The 25,543-nt window shown below is 59.6% G+C and carries 25 protein-coding genes and 1 pseudogene; 12 read left to right on the top strand and 14 right to left on the bottom strand.

Going from position 1 to position 25,543, the window contains the following annotated elements; genetic code table 11:
- Nucleotides 1-178: 178 nt before the first annotated feature.
- The gene (locus JMV15_RS10330) at nucleotides 179-874 is read right to left on the bottom strand and encodes a tRNA (adenine(22)-N(1))-methyltransferase (protein ID WP_201491429.1); all 696 of its coding nucleotides are present in this window, start codon (nucleotides 872-874) and stop codon (nucleotides 179-181) included.
- 10 nt (nucleotides 875-884) lie between these two features.
- A complete protein-coding gene (locus JMV15_RS10325; RefSeq protein WP_014719204.1) occupies nucleotides 885-1,598 on the bottom strand; it encodes a FadR/GntR family transcriptional regulator in 714 nt (237 codons plus the stop codon).
- Between the two features lie 336 nt (nucleotides 1,599-1,934).
- Between JMV15_RS10325 and JMV15_RS10320 the strand changes: the two genes are divergently transcribed.
- Both JMV15_RS10320 and gudD read left to right on the top strand, forming a co-directional pair.
- On the top strand, nucleotides 1,935-3,284 hold the full coding sequence (locus tag JMV15_RS10320) for an MFS transporter (protein WP_038452224.1): 1,350 nt from the start codon (nucleotides 1,935-1,937) through the stop codon (nucleotides 3,282-3,284).
- Between the two features lie 19 nt (nucleotides 3,285-3,303).
- Entirely contained in the window at nucleotides 3,304-4,629 is a 1,326-nt protein-coding gene (gene gudD, locus JMV15_RS10315; RefSeq protein WP_038450941.1) for a glucarate dehydratase, read from the top strand.
- Between the two features lie 196 nt (nucleotides 4,630-4,825).
- On the opposite strand, the pseudogene JMV15_RS10310 reads toward gudD, so the two are convergent.
- The 4 genes and pseudogenes from JMV15_RS10310 to JMV15_RS10295 form a co-directional block, all read right to left on the bottom strand.
- Nucleotides 4,826-5,827 (bottom strand): annotated as a pseudogene (locus JMV15_RS10310) (chitinase); the annotation flags it as partial.
- A 40-nt stretch (nucleotides 5,828-5,867) separates the two neighbouring features.
- Nucleotides 5,868-6,503: a lytic polysaccharide monooxygenase auxiliary activity family 9 protein gene (locus tag JMV15_RS10305; RefSeq protein ID WP_038450945.1), complete on the bottom strand. Its 636-nt coding sequence runs from the start codon at nucleotides 6,501-6,503 to the stop codon at nucleotides 5,868-5,870.
- Between the two features lie 306 nt (nucleotides 6,504-6,809).
- Nucleotides 6,810-7,184 carry an addiction module antidote protein gene (locus JMV15_RS10300; RefSeq protein ID WP_019817550.1) on the bottom strand — a complete coding sequence of 125 codons (375 nt, stop codon included), beginning with the start codon at nucleotides 7,182-7,184 and terminating at the stop codon, nucleotides 6,810-6,812.
- A gap of 405 nt (nucleotides 7,185-7,589) precedes the next feature.
- The gene (locus JMV15_RS10295) at nucleotides 7,590-8,471 is read right to left on the bottom strand and encodes an MBL fold metallo-hydrolase (protein ID WP_038450947.1); all 882 of its coding nucleotides are present in this window, start codon (nucleotides 8,469-8,471) and stop codon (nucleotides 7,590-7,592) included.
- A 123-nt stretch (nucleotides 8,472-8,594) separates the two neighbouring features.
- Here JMV15_RS10295 and JMV15_RS10290 point away from each other — a divergent pair, with 123 nt between their 5' ends.
- From JMV15_RS10290 to JMV15_RS10270, 5 genes are all read left to right on the top strand, one after another.
- Nucleotides 8,595-9,584, top strand: a complete 990-nt coding sequence (locus JMV15_RS10290; protein ID WP_032872732.1) for a GlxA family transcriptional regulator — start codon at nucleotides 8,595-8,597, stop codon at nucleotides 9,582-9,584.
- 94 nt (nucleotides 9,585-9,678) lie between these two features.
- Nucleotides 9,679-10,290, top strand: coding sequence for an LbetaH domain-containing protein (locus JMV15_RS10285; RefSeq protein WP_038450949.1), 612 nt, complete (start codon nucleotides 9,679-9,681; stop codon nucleotides 10,288-10,290).
- 350 nt (nucleotides 10,291-10,640) lie between these two features.
- Complete coding sequence (locus JMV15_RS10280) at nucleotides 10,641-10,976, top strand: DUF6124 family protein (protein ID WP_019817546.1); 336 nt, start codon at nucleotides 10,641-10,643, stop codon at nucleotides 10,974-10,976.
- 191 nt (nucleotides 10,977-11,167) lie between these two features.
- A complete protein-coding gene (locus tag JMV15_RS10275) occupies nucleotides 11,168-11,908 on the top strand; it encodes a type 1 glutamine amidotransferase domain-containing protein (protein WP_038450951.1) in 741 nt (246 codons plus the stop codon).
- Between the two features lie 106 nt (nucleotides 11,909-12,014).
- Entirely contained in the window at nucleotides 12,015-12,941 is a 927-nt protein-coding gene (locus JMV15_RS10270) for an acetoacetate decarboxylase family protein (RefSeq protein WP_019817544.1), read from the top strand.
- A gap of 14 nt (nucleotides 12,942-12,955) precedes the next feature.
- On the opposite strand, the gene JMV15_RS10265 is transcribed toward JMV15_RS10270, so the two are convergent.
- Entirely contained in the window at nucleotides 12,956-13,414 is a 459-nt protein-coding gene (locus JMV15_RS10265; RefSeq protein ID WP_014719214.1) for a MerR family transcriptional regulator, read from the bottom strand.
- 177 nt (nucleotides 13,415-13,591) lie between these two features.
- On the opposite strand from JMV15_RS10265, the gene JMV15_RS10260 reads away from it, so the two are divergent.
- From JMV15_RS10260 to JMV15_RS10250, 3 genes are all read left to right on the top strand, one after another.
- Nucleotides 13,592-14,422 carry an alpha/beta fold hydrolase gene (locus tag JMV15_RS10260; RefSeq protein WP_019817542.1) on the top strand — a complete coding sequence of 277 codons (831 nt, stop codon included), beginning with the start codon at nucleotides 13,592-13,594 and terminating at the stop codon, nucleotides 14,420-14,422.
- Nucleotides 14,423-14,517: 95 nt separating this feature from the next.
- On the top strand, nucleotides 14,518-15,543 hold the full coding sequence (locus JMV15_RS10255) for an alpha/beta hydrolase family protein (RefSeq protein WP_014719216.1): 1,026 nt from the start codon (nucleotides 14,518-14,520) through the stop codon (nucleotides 15,541-15,543).
- Nucleotides 15,544-15,586: 43 nt separating this feature from the next.
- Complete coding sequence (locus tag JMV15_RS10250) at nucleotides 15,587-15,757, top strand: DUF2986 domain-containing protein (protein ID WP_014719217.1); 171 nt, start codon at nucleotides 15,587-15,589, stop codon at nucleotides 15,755-15,757.
- Here JMV15_RS10250 and JMV15_RS10245 read toward each other — a convergent pair.
- The 5 genes from JMV15_RS10245 to JMV15_RS10225 all read right to left on the bottom strand — a co-directional run bounded on the left by JMV15_RS10245 (nucleotide 15,729) and on the right by JMV15_RS10225 (nucleotide 20,432).
- Nucleotides 15,729-16,724, bottom strand: a complete 996-nt coding sequence (locus JMV15_RS10245) for a GlxA family transcriptional regulator (protein ID WP_014719218.1) — start codon at nucleotides 16,722-16,724, stop codon at nucleotides 15,729-15,731. The genes JMV15_RS10250 and JMV15_RS10245 overlap by 29 nt on opposite strands.
- 4 nt (nucleotides 16,725-16,728) lie before the next feature.
- Complete coding sequence (locus JMV15_RS10240) at nucleotides 16,729-17,271, bottom strand: cysteine hydrolase family protein (protein WP_038450953.1); 543 nt, start codon at nucleotides 17,269-17,271, stop codon at nucleotides 16,729-16,731.
- A gap of 91 nt (nucleotides 17,272-17,362) precedes the next feature.
- Complete coding sequence (locus JMV15_RS10235; RefSeq protein WP_038450955.1) at nucleotides 17,363-17,896, bottom strand: GNAT family N-acetyltransferase; 534 nt, start codon at nucleotides 17,894-17,896, stop codon at nucleotides 17,363-17,365.
- A complete protein-coding gene (locus JMV15_RS10230; protein WP_038450957.1) occupies nucleotides 17,886-19,097 on the bottom strand; it encodes a YeeE/YedE family protein in 1,212 nt (403 codons plus the stop codon). Before JMV15_RS10230 ends, JMV15_RS10235 begins: the two co-directional genes overlap by 11 nt.
- A gap of 717 nt (nucleotides 19,098-19,814) precedes the next feature.
- Nucleotides 19,815-20,432, bottom strand: a complete 618-nt coding sequence (locus JMV15_RS10225; RefSeq protein ID WP_014719222.1) for a TetR/AcrR family transcriptional regulator — start codon at nucleotides 20,430-20,432, stop codon at nucleotides 19,815-19,817.
- A 134-nt stretch (nucleotides 20,433-20,566) separates the two neighbouring features.
- Here JMV15_RS10225 and JMV15_RS10220 point away from each other — a divergent pair, with 134 nt between their 5' ends.
- Both JMV15_RS10220 and JMV15_RS10215 read left to right on the top strand, forming a co-directional pair.
- Nucleotides 20,567-21,007, top strand: coding sequence for a hotdog fold domain-containing protein (locus tag JMV15_RS10220; RefSeq protein ID WP_003192702.1), 441 nt, complete (start codon nucleotides 20,567-20,569; stop codon nucleotides 21,005-21,007).
- 511 nt (nucleotides 21,008-21,518) lie between these two features.
- Nucleotides 21,519-23,381: a DUF3857 domain-containing transglutaminase family protein gene (locus tag JMV15_RS10215; RefSeq protein ID WP_038450959.1), complete on the top strand. Its 1,863-nt coding sequence runs from the start codon at nucleotides 21,519-21,521 to the stop codon at nucleotides 23,379-23,381.
- 126 nt (nucleotides 23,382-23,507) lie between these two features.
- Here JMV15_RS10215 and JMV15_RS10210 read toward each other — a convergent pair whose 3' ends face one another.
- Both JMV15_RS10210 and JMV15_RS10205 read right to left on the bottom strand, forming a co-directional pair.
- The gene (locus JMV15_RS10210) at nucleotides 23,508-24,818 is read right to left on the bottom strand and encodes a sensor histidine kinase (RefSeq protein ID WP_038450961.1); all 1,311 of its coding nucleotides are present in this window, start codon (nucleotides 24,816-24,818) and stop codon (nucleotides 23,508-23,510) included.
- Nucleotides 24,811-25,485: a response regulator transcription factor gene (locus JMV15_RS10205; protein ID WP_019817535.1), complete on the bottom strand. Its 675-nt coding sequence runs from the start codon at nucleotides 25,483-25,485 to the stop codon at nucleotides 24,811-24,813. The genes JMV15_RS10210 and JMV15_RS10205 overlap by 8 nt, the downstream gene beginning before the upstream one ends.
- Nucleotides 25,486-25,543: the final 58 nt, after the last annotated feature.

Here is a 25,543-nt window from a genome sequence, read left to right as displayed (position 1 = left end):
CGTAGCGGTGAAGTGCCGCGAATGTCGCCAGGCAGCACCGGCCTGCACGATCGAATGTGGGAGATGTCGAGCTTTAGCGAGGCTTCGAAGGCTGCGGCATTCACGACATGGATGTTGCCTGATACACCGCTCGAAGCCTCACTAAAGCTCCACATCTCCCACACTGGACCGGTGGCGGTCAGGCGAGCAACGGATCGATCCACTTCAACTGCTGCACGATCTCCTGCACTTTCTGCTCGGGCACCGCCTGCCGCGCCTGTTCGAGGCTGGCCAATGTCTTGCGCTTCTGGCGCAACATCCGTTGCCATTTCGCCACAAACGCCGGGCTGCGGGCCTGCATTTGCAGCGGGCCGAAGTACAGTTGCTCGGCGGTATAGGTGACCGCCTCGGCGCGTTCGGCAACGATGATTTCGTAGTAGAAGCGGTTTTCCAGCAGCAGCTCCTCGTGCAGGATCCGGTAGCCGTTGTCCATCAACCATAGGCGCAGCGGCTGCTCGCCGCCGTTGGGTTGCAGGATCAGGCGTTCCCGGCCATTGAGGTGCGCCTTGCCGCTTTCGAGAATGTCGCGGATCGTCTCGCCGCCCATGCCGCACAGGCTGATGGCGGTAATGTCATCGCCGGCTTGAATCGCCGCCAAACCATCGGCCAGGCGCACGGTGATGTGCTGCCTCAGGCCGTTGTCGGCCACGGTACGGTTGGCCGCCTGAAACGGTGTCGCGGCCACTTCCCCCGCCACGGCCGCCGCAATAGCGCCGCGGTGTATCAGGGCCACCGGCAGGTAGGCGTGGTCGGAGCCGATATCGGCCAGGCGGGCACCCGTCGGTATGTGCGCGGCAACGCGCTCCAGGCGCTGGGACAAGGTGTGTTCGTTCAACGGTGATTCCTTAAGAGTGCCCGGAAAATCGATCCCGGCTGTTGGTCAAGTGCAGCACCATGGCCGCCCGTGCGGCGTCCGGGTCCTGGCGCTTGATAGCGTTGTAGATGGCCTCGTGTTCCAGGCTCGCCAACTGCCCCAGTTGGGCAAAGTCCGCGCCGCCGCGCTCGACGGCATTCACCTGGGTGCGCGGAATCATCGCCGTGCCCAGGTGCTGCATGATGTCGGTGAAAAAGGTATTGCCGGTGGCTTCGGCGATCAGTTGGTGAAAGCGCTTGTCCTCCTCCACACAGCTGTCGTTGTTGGCCAGGGAGGCTTGGTAGTCGTCCAGTGCCTGGCGCATGTGGGCCAGTTGTGCCTCGCTCCTGCGCAGCGCGGCCAACGCCACCGCTTGCACTTCCAGGCCCAGGCGCAATTCGAGCATGTTGCGCACGCTGGCGACCGTGTCCACATGCAAGCGCAGGCCCGGCTGCGTGTGCTGCTCCAGCACAAAGGTGCCGATGCCGTGACGCGTCTCCACCAGCCCCGACGCCTGCAGCTTGGACAAGGCTTCACGCACCACGGTACGGCTCACCCCATGCTCAAGCACGATGGTGGATTCGGACGGCAGTTTTTCACCCGGCTTGAGTTGTCCCAACTGGATGCGCTGGGTCAGTGCCTCGACCACACCCTGTGCCAGGTTGGCGGAACGTTTACGCACAGGCGGTGTGCTTTTAATCGGCATCGAGACGGGTCCACGGGGTTGGGCTGGGGGGAGCTTATCACCCTGAGCGCACGGGGCGACGGGTGGTGACGAAAAACACCCAACTTGTATGACAACGCACTCATCCCACCTCACCCGACCCTGTCTTCGCTTTGAGAGAAGCGCACACCCCGAGCCGTCACCAGCGAGGCAAAACCCAATAAAACCTGGCAAATAACCAAAATAGCCAATCTCAATACCGGCTTATAAGAACAAAAACAGCCCTCACAGGATTGCGGCCTTCAAAAAACAACTTGTATGATGTCTGTCAACAAAACACCAAGCCCGCATAAAAATAATCAGGGGGAGTTTTCATTCGTGAAGCATTCAAGCCCAGCACCTGCCGTACCCGAAAGTGATTCAGCGCTCGCCCGCGCCGTGAGCAAAGTGAAGGGTCATGTGCTCCCACTGTTCGTGGTCATGTTCATCCTCAACTACATCGACCGGGTCAATATCGGCTTCGTGCGCACGCACATGGAGCATGACCTGGGGATCGGCGCAGCGGCCTACGGCTTCGGCGCCGGGCTGTTCTTCATTGGCTATGCGCTGTTCGAAGTGCCGTCCAACATGCTGCTGCAAAAAGTCGGCGCGCGTATCTGGCTGACCCGCATCATGTTCACCTGGGGCATCGTCGCCACGCTGATGGCGTTTATCCAGAACGAAACCCACTTCTACATCCTGCGTTTCCTGCTGGGTGTGGCGGAAGCAGGATTCTTCCCGGGCGTGATCTATTACTTCACGCGCTGGTTGCCCGGCGTGGAGCGTGGCAAGGCCATCGCGATCTTCCTCAGTGGCTCGGCGGTGGCGTCGTTGATCTCCGGGCCGTTGTCGGGCGCGTTGTTGCAGATCGAAGGCTTTGGTTTGCATGGCTGGCAATGGATGTTCGGCATCGAGGGCCTGGCCTCGGTGGCGCTGGGCTTCTTCGTGTGGTTCTGGCTCGACTCCAAACCCCACGACGCCAAGTGGCTGAGCCGCGAAGAGCAGGATGCGCTGGTGGGCGCCATCGATCAGGAGCAACGTGATCGCGAAGCCCTGACCACGGTGAAACCCACCCTCGGCAAGCTGCTCAAGGACCGCCAGATCCTGCTGTTTTGTGCTCTGTACTTCTGCATTCAACTGACGATCTACGCCGCCACCTTCTGGCTGCCCAGCATCATCAAGAAGATGGGTGACCTCACTGATGTGCAGGTGGGTTTCTTCAACTCGATCCCCTGGCTGATCTCGATCATTGCCATGTACGCCTTCGCGTCGCTGTCGGGCAAGTTCAAGTTCCAGCAAGCCTGGGTCGCGGCGGCCCTGCTGATCGCGGCGGCCGGCATGTTCATGTCCACCACCGGCGGGCCGATTTTCGCTTTCGTTGCGATCTGCTTTGCGGCCATCGGCTTTAAATCTGCGTCTTCGCTGTTCTGGCCGATCCCTCAGGGCTACCTGGATGTGCGCATCGCCGCCGCCGTAATCGCGCTGATCAACTCCATCGGCAACCTGGGCGGTTTTGTGGCGCCGACTACCTTCGGCTTTCTCGAACAAACCACCGGCTCGATACAGGGCGGGCTGTATGGCCTGGCCTGCACCTCGGTGCTCGCGGCCATCCTGGTGTTCTTTGCCAAGACCTCACCCTCTGCCGTACCGGCCGTGCCCAGCGGCGCCGCCATCAGCAAACCTCTTTGAACTCAGCCAGGAACGCGCCATGAATACCCCTGTCGTTACTCATTTCCAAGTCATCCCCGTCGCCGGCCACGACAGCATGTTGCTGAACCTCAGCGGCGCCCACGGCCCCTACTTCACGCGCAATATCGTCATCCTCAAGGACAGCAGTGGCAACACTGGCGTGGGCGAAGTGCCCGGCGGCGAGCGCATTCGCCAAACCCTGGAAGACGCCCGCAGCCTGGTGGTCGGCCAGCCGATTGGCCAGTACCAGCGCGTTCTCAACCAGATGCGCAGTACCTTTGCGTCTCGAGACAGCGCGGGCCGCGGCCTGCAAACCTTCGACCTGCGCATCACCATCCACGCCGTCACCGCCATGGAGGCCGCACTGCTTGACCTGCTGGGCCAGTTCCTCGAAGTGCCGGTGGCCGCCTTGCTAGGCGAAGGCCAGCAACGCGACGCAGTGAAGATGCTCGGCTACCTGTTCTATGTGGGGGATCGCAACGCCACCGACCTGGCCTACCGCAACGAGGCCGACGCCGATGACGACTGGTTCCGCCTGCGCCATGAAACAGCCCTGACCGCCGACGCGGTAGTGCGCCTGGCCGAAGCGGCCAAGGCCAAATACGGTTTCAACGATTTCAAGCTCAAGGGCGGCGTATTGAGTGGCGACGCGGAAATCGAAGCCGTCACTGCGCTGGCCGAGCGTTTTCCCGATGCGCGCATCACCCTTGATCCCAACGGCGCATGGTCCTTAAAAGAAGCCATCCGCCTGTGCCGCGACCAGCATCATGTGCTGGTCTACGCCGAAGACCCCTGCGGCGCAGAAAACGGCTACTCGGGCCGCGAAGTCATGGCCGAATTCCGCCGCGCCACGGGCCTGAAAACCGCCACCAACATGATCGCCACCGACTGGCGTGAAATGGGCCATGCCATCCAGTTGCAATCAGTGGACATCCCCCTCGCCGACCCGCACTTCTGGACTATGCAGGGCTCGGTGCGCGTCGCGCAGATGTGCAACGAGTGGGGCCTGACCTGGGGCTCGCACTCCAATAACCACTTCGATATTTCCCTGGCGATGTTTACCCAGGTGGCGGCGGCCGCCCCCGGCGAGATCACCGCCATCGATACCCACTGGATCTGGCAGGACGGCCAGCGCCTGACGCGGGAGCCGTTGAAGATTGAAGGGGGCTATGTGAAGGTGCCGGCCAAGCCTGGCCTGGGTGTGGATATTGATATGGACGCCGTAGCCCAGGCCCATGAGCTGTACAAAGGCATGGGCCTTGGAGCCCGGGATGACAGTGTGGCGATGCAGTTTCTGATCCCGGGTTGGGGCTTTGATAACAAGCGGCCTTGTTTGGTGCGGTAACTCGGTTTGAGGAACGCTCAGCGCAATGTGAGCGTGACGCAAAAAATCCGATGCCCAAACAGGCATCGGATTTTAGTCAGATCAGAAGCTTAGCGGTTTGACCTCTGGCACGTCTGCCAGAGGCCCCTTTGCGCTACTGCCGATCGGCGACCTCCAGATCCGCCTCATCCTGCTCCAGGCCAGAGAGAGCAGTGCCATTGATCATCGGCCCATAACGGCGGCTGAATTCCCAGTTGTAGGGCACATGGTCTTTGCTGATCCCGTTGTCCCAATTCACCGACCAGGTCATCAGGCCCTTGATCGACAATCCTTTGTCGTGCAAACGCTTGAATGTATTGGTCACGGCTGTTGGGTTGATCACATAACCGGTGGCAGCCGCATCGACGTTCGCAGGCAGGCCAATGACGAACTTGTCTGCCGGGATCTTGGTAAACCCGCGCGTTCCGCTCACCAGACTTTCGGTGAGGTAAAACAGGAAGTCCTCCTTCAGCGCGTCGTTGTTCTGGGCAATCCAGGCGCCGTTGCCGCTGTTGACCTCCTGCACCCAGATGCCGTCGCCACCCTGGTTGTAATACTGCGGGGCGATGAAGTCGTAATAGCCTTCCAGCGCCTGGATGTAACCGACGTATTTGCCGGCGGTGGTGAGGTACGGAAACTCCGGCGCCATGCTGATGATGAAGTGTTTGCCTTGAGCCGCGTAGTGGTCCTTAACCAGTTTCAAGGCGGCGGGCAGGACAGTCTTGTTGTCGGCGAAATCAATCGCGCTCTGTTCAAGATCGATATCCAGGCCATCAAAGCCATAGGTTTCCACCAGGCGGATAATCTCGCTGGCCAGTGGCTGTTCGTTGCCTTTATGCAGTTCGATGTGTGCATCGGCGCCGCCAAGGGAAATCAGCACCGCCCTGCCCTGGCTGTTCAGCACGCCCACCTGGCGACGAAACTCGGCATCGGACAGGTTGTACGGTTTGAAGGTTGGGATACCGTTGCCCTTCATGAAGGCCACGGCCACCACGTTGTAATCCTTTGGGACATCCGCCAGGCTGATATTGGCGAACTGGCCACGCTGGTAGCCATCGCTCGGGCCGGCAGGCCAGTTGTGCCAGAAGCCCATGAGGATCTTTTTGCCGGCAATGCTCGGCATCAGCGAAGCGGCATCGTTGAGCGGCGATTGCAGTGAGGTAAAGTCAATCTTTGACATGTTCTAATCCTTCAGAACGTGTGGGTTTAACGGTGCGGGCTTATTTGAAGTCCACATCGAAGGCTTGATAGAAGGCGTTGCCGGTGTTGGCGACGATCCACATCAACACAATCACATGCTGGCCCTTTTTGTGGGTCGGCAGTTTCACTTCATGATTGACCTTGGCCTTCAGTTCGCCTGCATGGCTGTAGTACGGCACCTGGGCATAGAAGTCTTCAGCGAACGGCTGGGTTTCCAGTTGCGCGCGGGTGATGCGCTGTTTCGGATCCCAGCCATCCTTGGTGATCAGCCAGCGATAGCCACGGGTGGTGTGCGGCGCGGTGTATGCCCAGGTGACCTTGAAGGTCTGACCCGGCTCGACATTGAGCAACGGCCAGGTGAAGGCGCGACCAAGTTTCTTGGCCATTTCCTCGTGGGTGAAGTTGACGCAGTCACGGGCATCGGTCTTGCCACCGCTGAGGATGACGCCGTCGGCGGGTGGCGTGACGCTGTCACTGTCGGTTTGATAAGGCGCCGGGAACGGACCGGCCGTCAGTGCCGGGAAGTTCTTGCCGCCTTCCATTTCATTGACCTGCCAGGTTTCCAGCAGGCCAAGATCCACGGCGACTGCGCCACGGCTGGAAGGGGATGTGACACGACCATGGCGAAGAGGTGTCTGGGTTTGTGGTTTGTTCATGTTGTGACTCCATTGATTTGATTAAGAACTCTCCTTTCTTGAAGGAGAGGACCTCAACCTAACGGAGTTGCTTTTTTTTGCCACAGGCCCATTTTTCACTCATTTTCGTTTCAGGAGCGCGCCGACCTGCAAATACTGGATATATAACCAGTATCATGGAGGAAACCCTACGCTGCCAGAGGTCGATTTCCTACAAGACCAGGCGCACATCAACACGCCTTCTCGCGTAAATGGCGAATGGGCGCTCTGTCGACAAAAAGGGACGTATCTATTTTCAAGCAAATAAACCGTCCTGTTTTTGGTTCATCACGTTTTGCCAATGACGACCGTTTTATTAATTGCGGTCGCGGCAATCGGTTGCACCGTCAGTTCCACCCCTAATGCCAACATCAGCTTCTGGACCGTCTCATAACGCGTCTTTGAGCCGCCTTTCAGGGTTTTATACAGGCTCTCCCGATTCACCCCCGCCGCTTCGGCAACCTTGTTCACTCCCTGGGCCTTGGCAACCTCGGCCAGCGCCTTCATAAGGACTTGCGGGTCGTGGCACGCCATGCTTTGCGCAAGATAGGCACTGATAGTTTGCGGGCTATCAAGGAAACGTGAAGCCTCATAGGCGCTGGTGCCGGATGTATCCAGCTCGAGGATCGGCATGTCCTCTGGTTTGAATGTTGACTGACTCATGTCATTGACCTCTCAGGGCATCGAGAATCTCTTTTGCCCGCTTAATTCCTCGGGCGTCGTGCTGATCGTATTGGTCACAGATTCAAATGTAGCCTACTGGCTACTCCTTGTAGATGCCAGTGAATTTTAATGTTGGTGTGCACCGCCAGAAAAAATCCTAGTCCAGCCGCCGTGCAGGCAGCCGAGCGAAACTATTAGCGCTTGTGTCCCTTAGCCCCTGATCGGACATCGAGTCGCCTTGCGGCAGCGTCAGCCGAAACGGGAGGCCGATCAACATACCAATGTGGAAGTGGGCTTGCTCCCGATTGCGGCAGGTCAGCCAACCTCTGAGTGGCAGATACACCGCTATCGGGAGCAAGTCGAATCGTCGCACCGCCCCTCCCACATTTTGACCTGCGCCTGGCGTCAGAAAGCCAATGAAGTGCCATCCTCAGGAATATCCACACGCCCCTCGATACCGTGCTGCTTGACGTAGCTGCGCAACGCCTCGCGGGTCAGGGACATGTGATTAATGGCGTCCATATGGACGGCCACGATTTTCGCGTTTTTCGCCACCTGTGCAGCGCGCAGCACGTCTTCCTCGCCCATGATGATCGAGCCCTCATACCCCGTCATCATGGCTTTCCCGGCATTGAGCACGATCACCTCGGGGTTGAATTTCTCGATGGCTTGGTCGACCTCTTTACGCCATACCGTGTCACCCGCCAGGTACAGTGTCTTGTAGCCGGGTGCTTGAAAAACCACGCCCATGGCTTCGCCTAACGGCTTTGCCAGCGCCGGCACGGCATACATCTCATCGGTGCCATGCTGGCCGCCGGTCTTGGTGATTTTGACGCCGCCAAATTCCGCTTCGTCGGTCAGCACACGCACATTCTTGAAACCCTGGGAACGGATCAACTGCGCGTCTTCTTCATGCTGGGCAAACAACGGGATGTCTTTGGGCAGCGCTTTTTGTGCCGCATCGTCCCAGTGATCAAGGTGCGTGTGGGTGACGATCACAGCATCGACACCGGCAATGACCTGTGCCGGCGACTCGGTCAAATCCACCAGTGGATTGCGCAGCTCGCTACGGTAGGTATGTTCGAACCCTGGATAGGTGCCCTTTTTGGCCAGCATCGGGTCAATCAGGAAGGTGGTACCGCCATAGGTGATCTTCACCGTCGCGTTACGCACTTGCTGAAGGTCCACTTTATGGGCTGCCTCAGGGGTGGCCGAGCCTGCGAATGCGGGCGTGGCAGCCGCACCGCAAGCGATGCTGAAAACCAGGGGGAGCGTTGTAAGTTTCATAAGTTGAGTCCTGTTGATGGATCGAGGCGTTCATTCTTGCCGAACCCCGCGACAGCCAACAGTGGCCTGAATGACAGATAGCGATATAATCGGGCCATCCGACTCAGCACCAGAGGTGGCCTGATGCCTCCCATCCGCGTAGCCGTTCTCGCCTTCGATGGCGTAAGCCTGTTCCATCTTTCCGTGCCGGGGATGGTGCTGGGAACCGCTCAATCCACACCCGATGAGCCCTATTACCAGGTCAATTACTGCGCAGAAGTGCCTGGCATGGTCAGCAGCGACCAAGGCCTGGGCCTCTCGGTAAGCAGTGGCCTGGAACTGATGCACACCGCCGATGTGATCATCATCCCCGCCTGGGGCGATCAATCGGTCGTGGCCTCCCCTACGCTCGTCCAAGCACTGCAGTTGGCCAATGCACAGGGCAAGCTGATCGTCGGCTTGTGCCTGGGCGCATTCGTGCTGGGCGATGCTGGCCTGCTGGACGAAAAGGAAGCCACCACCCACTGGGCCGCCCGCGACGAGTTTGCGCGCCGCTTTCCCAGCGCGCGATTCAGGCCCCAGGCGCTTTATGTGTGTGCCGACAACATCATCACCTCCGCCGGTACCGTCGCGGCCATCGACTGCTGCCTGCACTTGATACGCCAGCGGCTCGGCGCCGATGTGGCGAACCGCACCGCAAAGATGCTGGTGACCCCGCCACATCGCCAAGGTGGCCAGGCGCAATACGTTGAACACACCGTGCCGCAACTCTCCAGCGAGACACACCTGTCGGAGGTGCTGGCATGGGCGCGCACCCATCTGGCCAGCGACCTGTCGCTCGATGTGCTGGCCGACCGGGCGAAGATGAGCCGGCGCACCTTTACCCGCCGCTTCAAGCAAGCCACCGGCACCACCGTGTCCAAATGGCTGAACGCTGAGCGCGTGGCCAGGGCGCAGGCGCTGCTGGAAACCACGGAACTGCCGGTTGAATGCATTGCAGGCGAAGTGGGGTTTGGCACCGCGCTGTCGTTGAGACAGCATTTTGCCGCGCAACTGGGGACGTCGCCTTCGGAGTATCGCAAGATGTTTTGCCTGGGGATGGGCGAGTCGGCGGCTTTCGTGGGGATTCAGTAAATCGGGGGCAGCTCTCTGTAAGATGAGGCCTGAGCCCGCTGCTCTAGCGGCAACAGCGCGGTTCTATCCCCTCCCGACATCGGAAGCGCTCTCCATGAAACTACCTGAGATCAGTACATTCATTGCTCAATGGCCCTCCCTTGGCCTGACGCAGCCTGCCGCTTGGCGGGTGGCTCAAGACTGCGAAAACCAGGTTCTAGCCTTGCTCTCACGCCTCGGCACGGGCTACCGACGCCACGGAAACTGCGCCATCCACGAAAGCGCCATTGTCGAAGAAGGCGCTGTGCTCAAGGGCCCAATCATCATCGGCGAAGGCTCATTTGTAGCAGCGGGAGCTTACCTGCGTGGCGACGTGTATTTGGGCAGCCATTGCATTGTGGGCCCAAGCTGCGAACTCAAAAGCACCTTCATGCTGGCCGCCAGCAAGCTGGCGCACTTAAATTTCGTCGGCGATTCGTTGATTGGCGAAGGCGTCAATATTGAAGCCGGTGCAATCATTGCCAATTATCGTAACGAGCTGGAAGGAGCGAATATCAAGATCCGTTACGCAGATAATGTGATCGAGACGGGGGTGAACAAATTCGGTGCCTTGGTAGGTGACGGCTGCAAAATTGGCGCAAACGCAGTCATTGCTCCTGGCGCGCTGCTACAGCCACACAGCCATGTTCCACGTCTGGGGTTGATTGACCAGTTCGCCCACGACTAAGCGGGGTAACGGCGGCACCCTGTAAACATGTCCTACAGCGCGCTGCACCACCTTGCTCCGTTGCCTACAGTTGCGTCAGAATCCGCCGGCTTGTGCGCTTGGATGGGCGTCTCTAAGGTGGCTCGGTCGCTGACAACTCAGTGATCGGGTTTAGTAGCCCGAGGGTCAATTACACTTAGTGCATGAGCTTCATCTATCAGACGTTCCTGTCTGTGCCTGATGGTGGCTGTGCGTAGGGCGCCTTCGGGCGCGCCGGCTTTGTGTAATTCCCCGGTCTACTAACCTGCGTACAGCTGCCACCCTTTCGTTTAGTAGCGAAACGGTGTCGGCCCCATTCAGGAATTACGCATATGTACAAAGTCACGCCCAACCCTCCAAACGATCCAAACCTGAAGCTTGATCAGGCAGCCCGTCGTGCGATCGATCACGCCCTCAACCCCAACGCCGAGCCCCCTCCTCCACCCTCGACACCGCTGTTCAGCGTTGCCGACGATGCCAGCAACGAAATGCTCGTCGCCAATAGCTATGAAACCTTTTCCTCAGTAACCGCCCTGCTGCTCGACCTGTCAGATGAACTGACCGGTAAACAGCGCGACGTCGCGTTGGCAATTCATCAGTTAAGTGAGCTGGGAATGCTGTTGGTCGATAAGTTGATGGAGCGCGAGGCGGCTGTAGCAGCTGGCTAAACGTTCAACACGCCCAAAAAAGAAGCCGAGCCGTCACGCCCCAAGACGACTCGGTTTTTTTTTGCCAAAGCAGGGGTTGACCTTAAAGCGAGGTTTAAGGTGAGCATGCACCAACCGGCAGGATTACTGGACCCTGGATCATGCTCAAAACCCTTATTTCTTTTGCGTTGGTAGCGATAGGTGGCGCGCTTATGACATTTGCACAGGCTGAACCCGGCCCTTCCACGGCCGCTGCGAACAATCGCCAGATCCTGGTGATCATGACCAACCACGCCAGCTACCCCTCAAGGGCCGATACCACGGGCCTCTGGCTGACTGAGCTGACGCATTTCACCGAGGTTGTGGAAGCGGCTGGCTATACGACGGTGTTTGCCAGCCCCAAAGGTGGCGCTGTGCCCCTGGACGAGCGCAGCCTCGGTTGGCTGTACATGGACAAGCCGGCGCGTGAGCAGTTGCAGTCCCCAGCCTTTCGCGCCCGGCTGCAAAACACGCTGCCCATCGCCAATGTCGATCCGTCGCAATTTCGCGCGATCTACTTCACCGGCGGCCACGGTGTCATGTGGGACTTCCCAGGCAACCTCGACCTGCAACGTGTCGCCCAAACCATTTACAACCAGGGCGGCATCGTCTCGGCCGTGTGCCACGGTGTGGCGGGCCTGCTGGATCTGAAGGATGAACAGGGCAACGCGATCATCAAGGGCAAAAACATCACCGGCTTCTCCAATCGCGAAGAACTGCTATCGGGCATGAAGCGTGAGGTGCCGTTCTTGCTTGAAGACCGGCTGCTGAGCCAAGGGGCGCGTTACCGCAAGGGCTGGGTGCCGTTCACCTCATTTGTCATCACCGATGGCCGCCTGATCACGGGCCAGAACCCGCAATCGCCCAAGGCCGTCGCACTCGCCGTAATAACCGAGCTGTCCCACGAACGATAGCGCCTAGCCCCTCTCTGGAGAAAACCGATTGAACATTCCAAGCGCCATTTTAACCGGATTGCTGCTCACCCCTTTTGCCAACCTTGCGTTGGCGGGAACGCCCGAGATGCCCAGCCCCAACGACACAACCCACATCGATATCGCCGGCCAGCAGGTGCCCGTCGTCAAGGGCGGCTTGTACGACCGCTTTCGCTCCAACCCGCCGTTGTCGGTGGTTGCAGCAGAATTACCAGAGGTTGATTTAAGCTGGTTCAAAGGGTTGCAAAAGCACAAGGTCGACATCGGTTTTGAATCCTACTCGCCCAATTTTTACTATCAGAACAGTCGGGTAACAGCGGTCTATACGGCTGACATCGATAAGCTTCGGGCGTTGATGCCACCGCAGGTACTGGCCGCCGTGCAACCCTTGCAAGTCTGGCCGGGTCGCGGACTGATCGCGTTTACTGCGTACACCTATGAGCATTGCGATAACGACGCCTATAACGAAGTCGCCGTGTCGATCATCACTAACAAACCTGGCAAAGCCAACCTGGGCCCCTTCACGCTGGTGGGCCAGTCGATGTCGCAGGATTTTTGGGGCTATGTGCTCAAGCTGCCGGTGAATACCGAGCTGGCGCGGGTGCGCGGCGTGGTCGGTTACAACCTGCCGAAATGGCTGACCGGCATTGATCGCAAAGAGGATGGGCACTCGGTGGTGTATGACATTACCGACAGCCAGACCGGCAAGCTGGACGTGTCGTTCAAGGCCAAAAAGCTTGAGAAACTGTCCCATGATGCGGACCTGGTCACCAGCAGTTTCACCAATCTCGATCACCACGGCCAACTGGCCTACGGGTACGCGGTTTCCCGCCAGCTCAGCCATGGCTCCAGCCGTGACGCAGACTCAGCCACCCTCACGCTGGGCGATGGCAGCCTGTCCAATTACCTGCGCGACCTCAAGCTGGGGAAAATGCTGAAGTACGAATACGTACCCGAGTTCCAGAGCGCACTCTATGCGCCAGAGCCGCTCGCCAACCTGATTGGCGAACGCTGACCCTTGTGCGCCGGTCAGGCCCTCGGGGCCCGGCGGGCGCTTTTTCTTGTGGATGAGGCTGGAGCGCCCCCTTCCTCGCGCAGACGGTTAATCAGCATCTGCGCATTCTCCGCACAGGCCATGCCCTCGGGCTTGCCTTCGATGCCCTTGATGACGTTCAGCAACTGAGCCTTGTTCTGGGCCAGCCGTTGTTGCAGCACCTCGATTTCCTCGACCTTGTGCTTGAGCCCGCTGAGCAGCTCGTCATGCTGCCAACCACCGGCACTTCTGGGCATTAACTGCCGGATTTCTTCCAGAGAGAAACCGGCTGCCTGGGCACCCTTGATGATCTCCAACACCGCCTCGGTGCCGGGTGCATAGTCCCGATAGCCGTTGGATTTACGCTCAACCGATTGGATCAGGCCGCTCGCTTCGTAGAAACGGATGCGTGAGGCCGCCAACCCGCTGATTTTTGCCAACTCGCCTATTCTCATGTACCACCCACAAAAAACCATTGACCTTAAAGTTGACTTTAAACCTAAAGTCATTGGGCGGCCAAGGCGGCGATTCGTAGACGGCACGCTTGCCAGACACGAATGGGCTGCAGTGGGTCAATCCAGCGCCATGATCGCGATTCGATCAGGCCATCATTTCATTTGGGAGAGGCGAACATGGGCTACGTCACCACGCGAGACGGTGTTGAAATTTTCTACAAGGACTGGGGCCCACGCGATGCCCAGGTCATTTTCTTTCATCATGGCTGGCCACTGAGCGCAGATGATTGGGACGCGCAAATGCTGTTTTTCCTGGGCGAAGGCTACCGGGTCGTTGCCCACGACCGACGTGGCCACGGGCGTTCCAGCCAGGTTTGGGACGGGCACGATATGGACCACTATGCCGACGACGTCGCGGCCGTGGTCGAGCATCTGGGCGTACAAACCGCGGTGCATGTCGGTCACTCCACCGGCGGCGGTGAAGTGGTTCATTACATCGCCCGCCACGGCGAAGACCGCGTCTCGAAGGCCGCCATCATTAGTGCCGTCCCTCCTTTGATGGTCCAGACCCCGAGCAATCCTGGTGGCCTGCCCAAGTCAGTGTTCGACGACTTGCAGGCGCAGCTGAAAGCCAACCGCGCACAGTTCTATCAGGACGTTCCCGCCGGACCTTTCTACGGCTATAACCGCCCAGGCGCCAAGCCGTCCGAGGGCATCATCCTGAACTGGTGGCGGCAAGGCATGATGGGCTGTGCCAAGGCGCACTATGACGGGATCGTGGCGTTTTCCCAGACCGATTTCACCGAAGACCTGAAGAGCATCCAGATTCCCGTATTGGTCATGCATGGCGACGATGATCAGATCGTCCCCCATGAAAATGCCGGGGTGCTGTCCGCCAAATTGTTGAAAAACAGCACGCTGAAAATCTACCCGGGCTTCCCGCATGGCATGCCTACTACCCATGCCGATACGATTAATGCGGATTTGCTGGCTTTTATAAGGAGCTGATTGATTATTGGGGGGGGCGGGTGACCGCCTCCCCTCTACCTGAACCGCTCGTTTCAGGTCATGCTGCGTCCTTCATTTCAAGGACGATAAAAACAATGAAAGCCCCCCTCGCCGCCCTGCTCCTGATCAGCCTGACTGGGCCTGCACTCGCCAACGACCCCATCGGTTTCCAAACCACCACCATCCCTGACACTCACAACATTCGCCCACTGGAAATGGCCGTGTGGTACCCCTCCACCAGCACCGCCCAACCCAAGCTGATCGCTGACAACCTGGTGTTCATCGGTGTGCTTGCGGTGCCTGATGCCGCACCGACGCCCGGTAAACATCCGGTGGTGGTGCTCTCCCACGGCTACGGTGGCAATTGGGGCAAGCAGGCGTGGTTGGCCAGTGCGCTGGCCCGGCAGGGGTATATCGTGGCGGCAGTGAATCACCCTGGCACCACCAGCCAGGATCGCAGCGCGCAAGCCGCCGCGCAGTTGTGGCAACGGCCCAAGGATTTGAGCCGGGCCATTGATGCGCTGCTGGCGCAGGCCACGCCATTTGGCGCGGCGGATAGTGGCCGGATCGCGGTGATAGGCCATTCCCTGGGGGGCTGGACGGTCATGGAGAGCGCGGGGGCGCGTTTTGACCCGGCGTTGTTTGCCCGGGACTGCGACGCCCATCCGACGTTGGTGGCGTGCAAGGCTTACCGTGAGATGAACCCTGAAGGTACGCCGAGCGGGAAGGCTCAAGTGGCCGCGGACTTGAGCGACAAGCGCGTGACCGCTGTGGTGTCTCTGGACTTGGGCCTGTCGCGCGGCTTTACCGATGCGAGCCTAGCGGCATTGCCGGTGCCGGCGTTGGTAATCGCTGCCGGTGTGCCGTCAGCGGATTTGCCGGCGCAAATGGAATCGGCTGACATGGCCAAGCGGCTGCCAAAAATGTCGACTCAGTACGTGGAGATCCAGGACGCCAACCACTTCAGTTTTATGTCTCAGTGCAAACCGGGCGCGGCAGCGGTGCTTGACGCTGATGTGCCCGGCGACAGCATGATTTGCCAGGACGGCGAAGGCGCGCGGCCACGGCCCGTGATCCAGCAGCAAGTGATCACGCTGATCAGCGAGTTCCTGGCGCGCTGAACCGGTAGTATCATCCGCGCCTTTCCCCTTCAGGCAACGAAACATGAACCGCCAGAAAAAACTTCAGCAGCTCTTCAAAGCCAAAGCGAAAAAGGCCAGCGCCAAGCTGGCACCTAAAAGCAAAGACAAATACATCAGCAAGGCGGACCGTTTGAAGCTGGCGACCGAGGCCGGCCAAGAGCCGGTTACGGCTGGCGAGACGCCTGCTGAGTAAGACGCATGGCTGAAGGGGTTGCCGCTTCGTATTTACCCCAGATACGCCGCAAATGCCGCGCCGAGCCAAAGCCTGCGCGCTCGGCGATGGTTTCTATGTCCAGGGCCGACTCGGCCAGCAGTTCCCGCGCCACCGCCAGGCGCAGGCGATGCAGGTAATCCAGTGGGCTGATGCCGACATGCTCCTGGAACAGGCGCGCCAGGTGTCGGCTGCTGGTGCAGGCCAGGCTTGCCATACGGGTGAGTGTCCAGGCCTCGCAGGGGGCGGCGGCGATGGCGTCCTGCACGCGATGGACCGCCGGGTGCAGGTGATTGCGCCCGGTCACCCAAGGCGATAGCTGCGGGTCGCTGCCGCTGCGGCGCAGGTACACCACCATGTCCCGCGCCACGGCGCAGGCCAAGCGTGGCCCGGCCAGTTCGGCGACCAGCTGCAACATCAGGTCGATACCCGCCGTGATACCGGCGCTGCAACTGACCGGGCCATCGGTGACGTACAGGCGGTTTTCCAGGACCCGGGCCTTGGGTGCGAGGGCTTGCAAGGTGACGCACAGCGAATGGTGCGTGGTGCATTGGCGCCCATCGAGCAGCCCGGCCCTGGCGGCACTCAACGCGCCGGCGCACACGCACACCAGGCGTTCGGCCGAGGGCGCGAACACGTTTTGCAACCACAGGGTGAGCTGATGGCTGGCCGATTCGAAAGCCTTTTGGTGGGCCTTTGATACGTTCATCGTGGAGCCCACCAGCACCACCAGCGTGCCGGGCGCCAGAGTCTGCGGCAGGGGCGCCAGCCCGGTCAGTGGCAAGCCGATGGAGCTGTGCAGCGACTCCACCGGGCTGACGTACTGCAGATCGAAATCCACCGCCGCCGGGTCCTCGGCTTGCGCGGCCAGGCGCAACACTTCGGCAGGCCCCGCCAGGTCGAGCATCAGCACATTGGGCAACAGCACGAACAGCACCGGCACGCTCACGGGTTCATCCTTCCAAGGCCTGTTCGACCGTGACGATGCGCGCAAAACGCTCTTCCAGCACTAGCTCCGTGCGTTCGCGGATTTGCGCCGAGGTGTACTCCCGGCCGCTACGCAGGTGGGTCATGGGGAATGTCAGTGTGGCTTCACTGACAAAGTCCACTTTGAAGCCGCTGTCCGACGCCTGCCGCGTGGTGGTCTCGCAGCATTGCTCGGTCCGGATGCCACTGACGATCAGCGTGGTGACGCCCATCTCCGTGAGGCGAGCGGCCAGGGGCGTACCGGCGAAGGCGCTGTGGTAACGCTTGTGGATCACCAACTGTGGATTGATCGACAGCTCGCTCAATGCCCTGACGTTGCCCGATTGCATGGAGAAATGCCCCTGGTCTTCAACATGGAAGACTTGTACCACCGGGATGCCGCGCTGAACACAACCATCGATGAGGGCCTGCTGTTTTTCCAGATAGTCGGGCAGGTCGTTTTCGGACCAGTAGGTTGAATGGCGGAACGAATATTGGGCGTCGATCACGATCAGGGCTTTATGGGTCATGGACGGTCCTTGTGGCTTGCATCAGTGGGTAAACGATGCACGCCATGGTAAGGACCACCCACAGTGCGCGACAGACGCAAGGCAGACTACTTCAGGACGGATTCGGACATATCACCGGGCACGCCATGGCACAACGGCTGCCGGGTTCGAAGCCATGGGCGTATTCATCCGTCAGGATCGTTTCCAGACGCGGATCGACGTGAATTGCAAAGCCCAGGCGCCGGTAGAACGGAGCATTCCAGGGTACATGCTTGAAGGTGGTCAGCGTCACCGCACGCAGGTGTTGGGCGCGGGCATGCTCTATCGCCGTTTCCACCAATCTGCGCCCCCAGCCCTGGCCTTGCAGCGGCTGGGCAACCGACACTTCATGGATATGCAGGTCGTCGCCAAAGCGTTCTGCGCTGAGGAAGCCTTGAGGGTGATCGTGGTCATCAACCACCACCCAACAGGTCGATAGCGCGATCCATTGCCGATAGCGTTCGATGCTGATCGACGCCGCATCCGCCAGCCAAGCCAGCCCTTCGATTGCGCGAAATGCCTGGGCTGCGCACTGCTCGATGGCGGGCAACAAACCGGCATCTTGCGCGCGCGCCAGGCGAATGTGGGTGGACTGCTCAGCAGCCACTCAATGCCACCTGGGGCCGTTCACCCGCAAAGAAGAAGGGCCGTAAACGTACGCCCACGCCGTTGCCGATAAAGGCCGCCACCAGCCACACCCAGCCATGCAGGCTGCCCGAGGCGATGCCACTGAAGTACGCGCCGATGTTGCAGCCATAGGCCAGGCGCGACCCATAGCCGAGCATCAGGCCGCCGATCACCGCCGCGATCAACGAGCGCAGCGGGATGTTCAGGCTGGGCGCGAAACGCCCGGCCAGGCCTGCGGCCAGCAACGCGCCGAGGACAATGCCGATGTCCATGACGCTGGTGATGTCTTCCCACACCGGTGCAGCCAGGGCCTTGGCATTGCCCGGCATCTGCCAGAATGCCCAACTGGCGACATCCACGCCCAGCCCGCTCGCCACCTTGGCGCCCCACAGCGCGAACGCCGAGGTGATGCCCCACGGCCGTCCGGCCAGGGCGAGGGTGGCGTAGTTGAGCAGCGCCAGGCCAATCGCGCCCCACACCAGCGGCCAGGGTCCGCGCAGGAAGCGGCGTAGCCCTTGGCGCTCGCTTTGCACGCCTTGTTCAAGCTGGCCGTGACGGCGCTTTTCCAGGCGCACTGTCACCACTGCAATCAGCGCGAACACCGCCAGGCTCAAGACCAGCGCCGGCAGCACACCGAAACTTTTGACAATGGAAACCGCCGGGAACGATGGCAGTGCAAACCACCAGTCGACATGGTGGGTGGCGATCAACGAGCCGCAGATAAAGAACAGCAGCGTCACCAACATCCGGGCATTACCGCCGCCCACGGTGAACAAAGTACCCGACGCACAACCACCACCCAGCTGCATGCCGATCCCGAAGATGAACGCCCCGAACACCACCGACACACCGGCCGGCGCCACCAGCCCCACGACCGGCTGACCGAACAAAGTGCCCGCGCCCAACGCCGGGAAAAACAACAGCACCGCCACCGCCAGCATCACCATCTGCGCACGCAAGCCAGCGCCACGCCGATCATTGATGAACACACGCCAGGCCGAAGTGAAGCCGAAGGCCGCGTGATACAGCGTCAGGCCCAGAGCGGCGCCGACCACCAGCAGCAACACCTGGCGTGCGCCGACCATGTTTTGCAGGAACAGCGCGCCCGCCACCAGGATGATAAAGGCAATCAGTGGCGCGAGCGGCTTGCGCGCAGGCGTCAGGGAAAGAGAGGTGCTCATGGGGTTCTCGATTGGTTGGAAGGAGGCAAGTATAGCCCTATACGGAATTTGATCAGATGGCGGCATTGCCGAAAGGCTCATCGCCTGAACCACCGCTATCGCAGCCTCGCTAAAGCTCGACAGCTCCCACAGGGGATCGGCGGTGTATGTGGAATACCGCTTTGCAGGGCCATCGCGACAAGCATAACTCCCGACAGCAACACCGCCCAAATGTGGGAGCTGTCGAGCCCCATCGAGGCTGCGATGGCGGCGGCACAGGCAACCTCTTCATCGCCTGAACCACCGCTTTCGCAGCCTCGCTAAAGCTCGACAGCTCCCACAGGGGATCGGCGGTGTATGTGGAATATCGGTTTGCAGGGCCATTGCGCCAAACACAACTCTCGACAGCAACACCGCCCAAATGTGGGAGCTGTCGAGCCCCAGCGAGGCTGCGATGGCGGCGGCACAGGCAAAATCTTCAGCGCCTGAACCACCGCTTTCGCAGCCTCGCTAAAGCTCGACAGCTCCCACAGGGGATCGGCGGTGTATGTGGAATATCGGTTTGCAGGGCCATTGCGCCAAACACAACTCTCGACAGCAACACCGCCCAAATGTGGGAGCTGTCGAGCCCCAGCGAGGCTGCGATGGCGGCGGCACAGGCAAAATCTTCAGCGCCTGAACCACCGCTTTCGCAGCCTCGCTGAAGCTCGACAGCTCCCACAGGGGATGGAGGACTGACTAACCCAGGCTGATCGACTTCCACGCGGCTTCAGCCAGCAGTTCGCGGTACTCAAAGGGGCTTTTTTTGACCTTCGCCGACAGCCACGCACGCGAGTAGCTTTCGGCCGCGCCAATGATCAGCGAAGGGATAAGTTCTGCGGGCAAATGACTGAAGTGCTCCTTGCGCCCTTCCCCGCCCATCCACTCCTTCAACTGCTGGTTGCGCTGCTTGTTGCGGGCAATCAACTCGTCCTTGAACGGCCCGCTGGACACGGCGAAACGGCTCTGGAAAACAAACCGCGCCCAGTCCGGCTGGGCGGTGACCCACTCAACGTAGCTGTACACCAGGCCGACCACACCGGCATGGGCCGTATCCGCCGCTTGCAGGTAGTGGTCACGCAGGGCGGCTTGGTCTTCCAGCGCAGCGAAGAACAGCGCGGCGACCAGCCCTTCCTTGTTGCCGAAGTGGTGATAGATAGCCCCCACACTGGTGTCGCAGCGCGCACGAATGGTCTCGATGTTGGTCGCCTCGATGCCTGCCTCGTTAAAACAGGCCAGCGCCTCACGCAGGATGGTGCGTTTGAGGTCGCTGCGCCTGCCGGGGAAGGTGCGCTCAATGAGATCGATGGAGTGCATGGGAGAACGCCAAATCGAAATAGTTTATAGGCTGAGCGCCCAGCAGAGAAAGCTCAGGTTGACAGCCATGGAATCTACAGAATATTGTTCTGGTACAGAATATTATTCTGTAACTACCCTTTGAGGATATTCCGATGAGCCAAGCCCTGAGCATGTTCAATAGCGTAGGCCCCGCCGCATTCAGCAACCTGGCGTGCCAAATGGCGCCCTACTTCAGCACCATCACTCCCGAGATCGCGGAGCTCAAACCCAACCATGCGGTGGTCACCGTGCCGTTTCGCAAGGAAATCACCAACCACCTGGCCTCGGTGCATGCCATCGCACTGTGCAACGCCGCCGAACTGGCCGGCGGCATGATGACCGACGCGTCGATCCCCGCAGGCGCACGCTGGATTCCCAAAGGCATGACTGTGGAATACCTGGCCAAGGCGAAAACCGATATCCGCGCTGTTGCCGATGGCAGCGCTATCGATTGGCAGACTGCGGGGGACAAGATCGTGCCGGTCGAGATTTTCGATGCGGGTGGCGTCAAGGTCTTCACCGCCCACATCACCATGAATGTGAAGCTCGCTTAGGTAATCGGCCGGCCCAGGCAGTATCAGCTACGCAGCATCTGCAATGCGTGACTGGACGCCTGGTGCGGTCGACGATGCACTGCGAAGCGGTGCGGATTGCCGTGGTGGTATCGCCGGCGACGTGCGGCATCAATTGCGCATCGGCAATACCGCCAACGGCGAGCTGAACCGGTCTTTTCCAGGGCGGAGGTATCAATGGCGAACGCCTTATCGGCATATCAAATAAGAGGACGGGAAAGATCATCGGCCGTCAAAAAAATACCTCTTCTCCCAGGAGACACGGATCAAAGCTTTTAACTTTCTGATTAACCAGCGCTAAATAAAATCCTTCGAAAACGTCTTACTCAATGGGAAGTCTCGGCACACATAGCGTGCGAGAGAAACCTAAAAATCTTCATAACCCCTGAACGTCAGCCAATTGAGTAGGCGAAGCACTTGCGAGTCCTATCCATCGGCTTATTCAGGAACACACGGCCGGTGAAATGGCGCCCCCTAGCTCAGAAGGATCTCTATGCAAAGCCTCCCGCTCTCTTCGTTACGCCTGTTCGGTGTGCTGGCAGTCACGGTCTGCGCGCTGTTGACGACGCCAGCCCGTGCCGATTACACCGACCTTTCCCTGACCCACGAAAAAAACATCCAGTCCTACGTCGTGAACCCCGACGGTAGCTTTGTGCTGGATGTCGAACGGGTTATGCGGATCAATGAAGAGCGCGCGATCACCTCCAACGCCCAGCGCTCTGTGACCTACAATCGCACCCTGGAAACTCTGGATATTGTCGAGGCCTACACTCTCAAATCCGATGGCCGCAAAGTCGTGGTAACACCAGACCGGATCAAGGAGCAGCAGGAACTGGAGTCTGCCCAGGCGCCGATGTTTCAGGACTCGCGGGTCAAAGTGGTGATCTTCCCGGAGCTGCAAGTGGGTGATCGCATGGTTCTGCGGTACCAGCGCCATCGCAATACGCCGTTGTTTGCGGGGCAGTTCGAAGACCTTTTCTCGCCGGATTTCTACCAGAATGAGCAGGTGCGCCTGAGCTACGACATGCCCGCCGAAATGAAGCTGTACGCCGACTCACGGGGTTTCAAAGCGTCCACGCCAGCCAACGCCAACGGGCGAACGGTGTACCGCTGGGACGTGGAACAAACCAAGAAAAATCGCGTGGAAGATGGCTCCGTTGCCTACACCGACTACGGGCAACTGCTGGCCGTATCGACGTTCACCGACTACAAACAGTTTGCCCAGGCCTACGCCGCACGCGCACAGGTAGAAGTGACCCCGGCCATGACCCAACTGGCCAAGGAACTCACCGCCAACCTCGACAACCCACGCAGCAAGGCCTTGGTGCTGAGTGACTGGGTACGCAAGAACATTCGCTATGTGGCCGTGTACGTCGGTGCCGGTGGCGTGGTGCCGCATTCAGCGCAGGCGGTGCTGGATAACCGTTATGGCGACTGCAAAGACCATGTAGCCCTGCTTGAAGCGCTGCTCAAAGCCGTCGCCATTGAAAGCTCGCCCGCACTGATCAACGCCGGCAACGCCTACGTACTGCCCCAGGTGCCGACCCTGGGCGTGCTCAACCATGTAATCACTTATGTACCCAGCCTCGATCTGTACCTGGACTCCACCGCGACACCCATCGCCGCTGGCTACCTGCCTCTGCCCGAACTCGGCAAACCGGTATTGCTGACACAGACCGGTGAGCGTAAGCAGACACCGTCCCGCCAGCCTGGCAAAGTGGACACAACCATGGTGTTCAAGGTCAACACCAAAGGCGCTGCAGACTTTACCAATGACTCCACCATCGACGGTTGGGGCGCGGAGCTTAACCGCTTCATGCTCAAGGCCATGCAGCCAGCCGACCGTAATCAGTTGGTGCAACAGGTCCTGAGCATGTTTGGGCAATCCGGTAGCGGCGTGATCGAAACTGACGCTTTGGACAGTACTGCCAATACCTTCAAGTTCGCGATCAATGGCCACACCAGCAACCTGGTGAACCTGCCGGGCCCCACTGGGGTGCCTACCCTCTCCAGCCTGGCCGGCGGTATTGGCCAGAGCGTGTTTTCCTTGATGGCCGAAAAGGAACGCACTCAGAACTTCTCCTGCCTTTCGAGTGAGATATCAGAAGTAGCGCGCCTGGAGTTCCCCGCCAAGGTGAAGATCCTCGCGGTGCCCAAGGCGGTGTCGGTGAAACAGGCGGGCTTCGACTATCGCTCGACCTATGTGAAGAAGGCCAATACGGTGCTGATCACGCGCCAATATGTGTTTAGCAAGCCAGAGATTCTCTGCACGCCGGAGGATTTTGCGGCCATGCAGCCGGCGATTGAAGGCATGGTCAACGATTTGAAAAGCCAGGTGATTGTGCAGACGTTGTAACGCCCTGGCCCTTCTTGCGTGTCAGTGGTTATGCACTGGCGCGCGGGAAGCGGGGACTGCATGCTGAGGCGCAGCTATAAAACCGTTCCTAACCCGGTTGGCGCTTCTGTGAGGCGCTATCAGCCTTTAACGTTCTGACTCGACAGCCCGCCCGCTCGTAAAATCAAGAATGACCGTAAACCTCTGTTGCTCACGGATCACCTCAATCTGCCAGCCCAGCTTTGCGCACAATTGCCGCATCAACTGCAACCCAAGACCATATCCATAGTCGTCGGATTCCTGCCGCGGCTTGGCCTCGTTGATGTAATTGGCAATCACCAGCCGGGGGTATTTGAAACTGATATCCACCGTGCCCTCTTCCGCGTATTGCAGCGCATTGCGCAGGAAGTTGCCGATCACGATACGACACGCCGTAGGGGGCAATCGGCAAGGTTCGTTGTGGATGCCGATGCTCAGCTCAATATCTCGGTGACCGATCAGGTAGCGGTGTTTTTCAATCAGGTCGCCCACCAGCTCGCTCAGGTCAACGTCTTCTTCCGGCAGCGGCTCTGGACGCTCGCGACTCATCCACAGCAATGTCTCGGCGATCAGTTGCATATTCAGCACCGAGCGTTCTATGCGCTGCAATGAGGGTGGCAGCACACCGCCCGATTGCAGGGCCAACAATTCGATAGTGGCCTTGAGCACCGCCAGGGGCGTGCGCAGTTCATGGCTGGTGTAGCGCAACAGGCGGCCTTCGCGCTGGCTGGCGGCCTGCACCTGCTCAACACTTTTGGCCAGGGCATCAGCCAGCATGTTGAACTCCTTGAAACTGAAACCCGGCCGTGTGCCGGTCAGTGCCTCAGGGTCTTTGAGTGTGCCGGACCATTGCACCAGGCGCCCCAGCGGCCGAACCAGCCACCAGACCAGCAAGGCGATGATGATCAGCGCCGGCACGAATACCGCCAGGCTGATGAACTTGACACTCTCTATGACCTGATCGAAATAGGCGTCAGACAACGGCGTCTCGACCTCTCCCCCTGCTTCCTTATCGTGATCGATGTCGTACATGTAGAGGATTTTGCCGTCACCCAGGGGCTGTTCGAGGATGATCTGGAAGGGCTCGTCGTCGTCATCGGAATAGAGATCGCCAAAGATATTCACCGCGCCGAAGGACAGGCTCGGCGATGTAGTGAGCAACTCGCGCACGTCCTGCGGCAACGCCTCCTTGCCGATGACGCTGGTGTAGAAGTAATTGTGCGGCGTCGGCGTGGTCGGGTCCTGTTTGTAATGCCGGAGAAAATACTGAGCTTCCTCCTCCATCATCGCGCTGGCCGTGTAGAACAGGCCGCGCACGGTGAATTCAGGCAGCAGCTTGCTGTAGATCACCAGCACCACCGCAATCAGACACAGGAAACTGCCGCTGATTACCCACTTCAGACTTAGGCCGTTACGCATGGGGTTTTACCTGAATGCCGACACCCGCCAGGGTATGAATCAACGGCCGGCCAAAGGGTTTGTCTACCGTCTTGCGCAGCCGATGCATATGTACTTTGAGCGAATTACTGTCGGGCGGCTCATCGCCCCAGATCTTCGCCTCCAGGCGCTCCCGAGAGACCGGTTGAGGACTTGCGCGCATCAGGTTTTCCAACAAGGTCCAACAGATGGGCGACAAATGCAGCTCCTGCCCTGCCCGGCTGACTTTACGCGTGGTCAGTTCCATCACCAGGTCGTCCACTTGCAGCCGACTGGTCTGGCCGCTGCGACGCAGGCTCAGGGCACGAATCCTGGCGACCAGTTCGGCCAGTTCGAACGGCTTGACCAGGTAGTCGTCGGCGCCAGCGGCAAAACTGGCAAGCTTGTCGGATAACGCGTCCAGCGAGGTCAGCATCAGGATCGGCGTCTGGATGCCTTGCTGGCGCAACCGATCGCATACCTGCTGGCCATCCAGTCGCGGCAGCATGATATCCAGGAGAATAACGTCGTAATGCTGATTGAGGGCCAGGTTAAGTCCGGTCTGACCATTACTGACGTGATCGCAGACGATGCCGCTGATCTCCAGGTACTCGATGACGGTGGTAGCCAGGTCCAGATTGTCCTCGACCAGCAGCAGATGAATATGCACGGAAAAAACCCCTCGGGCAGGCAGTGCGCAGCGGTGTGAAGAATAGCGGAAGTCGGGC

This window comes from Pseudomonas paracarnis (genome assembly GCF_904063055.1).
Lineage (GTDB): Bacteria > Pseudomonadota > Gammaproteobacteria > Pseudomonadales > Pseudomonadaceae > Aquipseudomonas > Aquipseudomonas paracarnis.
Note: the sequence above shows the minus strand (reverse complement) of the source record. Positions and strands in the feature narration are given on the sequence as shown.

Excerpts from the sequence above, each read along its gene's own strand:
- JMV15_RS10325 (WP_014719204.1), bottom strand. The coding sequence starts at position 1,598 with ATGCCGATTAAAAGCACACCGCCTGTGCGTAAACGTTCCGCCAACCTG.
- gudD (WP_038450941.1), top strand. The coding sequence starts at position 3,304 with ATGAATACCCCTGTCGTTACTCATTTCCAAGTCATCCCCGTCGCCGGC.
- JMV15_RS10305 (WP_038450945.1), bottom strand. The coding sequence starts at position 6,503 with ATGAACAAACCACAAACCCAGACACCTCTTCGCCATGGTCGTGTCACA.
- JMV15_RS10300 (WP_019817550.1), bottom strand. The coding sequence starts at position 7,184 with ATGAGTCAGTCAACATTCAAACCAGAGGACATGCCGATCCTCGAGCTG.
- JMV15_RS10295 (WP_038450947.1), bottom strand. The coding sequence starts at position 8,471 with ATGAAACTTACAACGCTCCCCCTGGTTTTCAGCATCGCTTGCGGTGCG.
- JMV15_RS10290 (WP_032872732.1), top strand. The coding sequence starts at position 8,595 with ATGCCTCCCATCCGCGTAGCCGTTCTCGCCTTCGATGGCGTAAGCCTG.
- JMV15_RS10285 (WP_038450949.1), top strand. The coding sequence starts at position 9,679 with ATGAAACTACCTGAGATCAGTACATTCATTGCTCAATGGCCCTCCCTT.
- JMV15_RS10280 (WP_019817546.1), top strand. The coding sequence starts at position 10,641 with ATGTACAAAGTCACGCCCAACCCTCCAAACGATCCAAACCTGAAGCTT.
- JMV15_RS10275 (WP_038450951.1), top strand. The coding sequence starts at position 11,168 with ATGACATTTGCACAGGCTGAACCCGGCCCTTCCACGGCCGCTGCGAAC.
- JMV15_RS10270 (WP_019817544.1), top strand. The coding sequence starts at position 12,015 with ATGCCCAGCCCCAACGACACAACCCACATCGATATCGCCGGCCAGCAG.
- JMV15_RS10265 (WP_014719214.1), bottom strand. The coding sequence starts at position 13,414 with ATGAGAATAGGCGAGTTGGCAAAAATCAGCGGGTTGGCGGCCTCACGC.
- JMV15_RS10260 (WP_019817542.1), top strand. The coding sequence starts at position 13,592 with ATGGGCTACGTCACCACGCGAGACGGTGTTGAAATTTTCTACAAGGAC.
- JMV15_RS10255 (WP_014719216.1), top strand. The coding sequence starts at position 14,518 with ATGAAAGCCCCCCTCGCCGCCCTGCTCCTGATCAGCCTGACTGGGCCT.
- JMV15_RS10250 (WP_014719217.1), top strand. The coding sequence starts at position 15,587 with ATGAACCGCCAGAAAAAACTTCAGCAGCTCTTCAAAGCCAAAGCGAAA.
- JMV15_RS10240 (WP_038450953.1), bottom strand. The coding sequence starts at position 17,271 with ATGACCCATAAAGCCCTGATCGTGATCGACGCCCAATATTCGTTCCGC.
- JMV15_RS10230 (WP_038450957.1), bottom strand. The coding sequence starts at position 19,097 with ATGAGCACCTCTCTTTCCCTGACGCCTGCGCGCAAGCCGCTCGCGCCA.
- JMV15_RS10225 (WP_014719222.1), bottom strand. The coding sequence starts at position 20,432 with ATGCACTCCATCGATCTCATTGAGCGCACCTTCCCCGGCAGGCGCAGC.
- JMV15_RS10220 (WP_003192702.1), top strand. The coding sequence starts at position 20,567 with ATGAGCCAAGCCCTGAGCATGTTCAATAGCGTAGGCCCCGCCGCATTC.
- JMV15_RS10215 (WP_038450959.1), top strand. The coding sequence starts at position 21,519 with ATGCAAAGCCTCCCGCTCTCTTCGTTACGCCTGTTCGGTGTGCTGGCA.
- JMV15_RS10210 (WP_038450961.1), bottom strand. The coding sequence starts at position 24,818 with ATGCGTAACGGCCTAAGTCTGAAGTGGGTAATCAGCGGCAGTTTCCTG.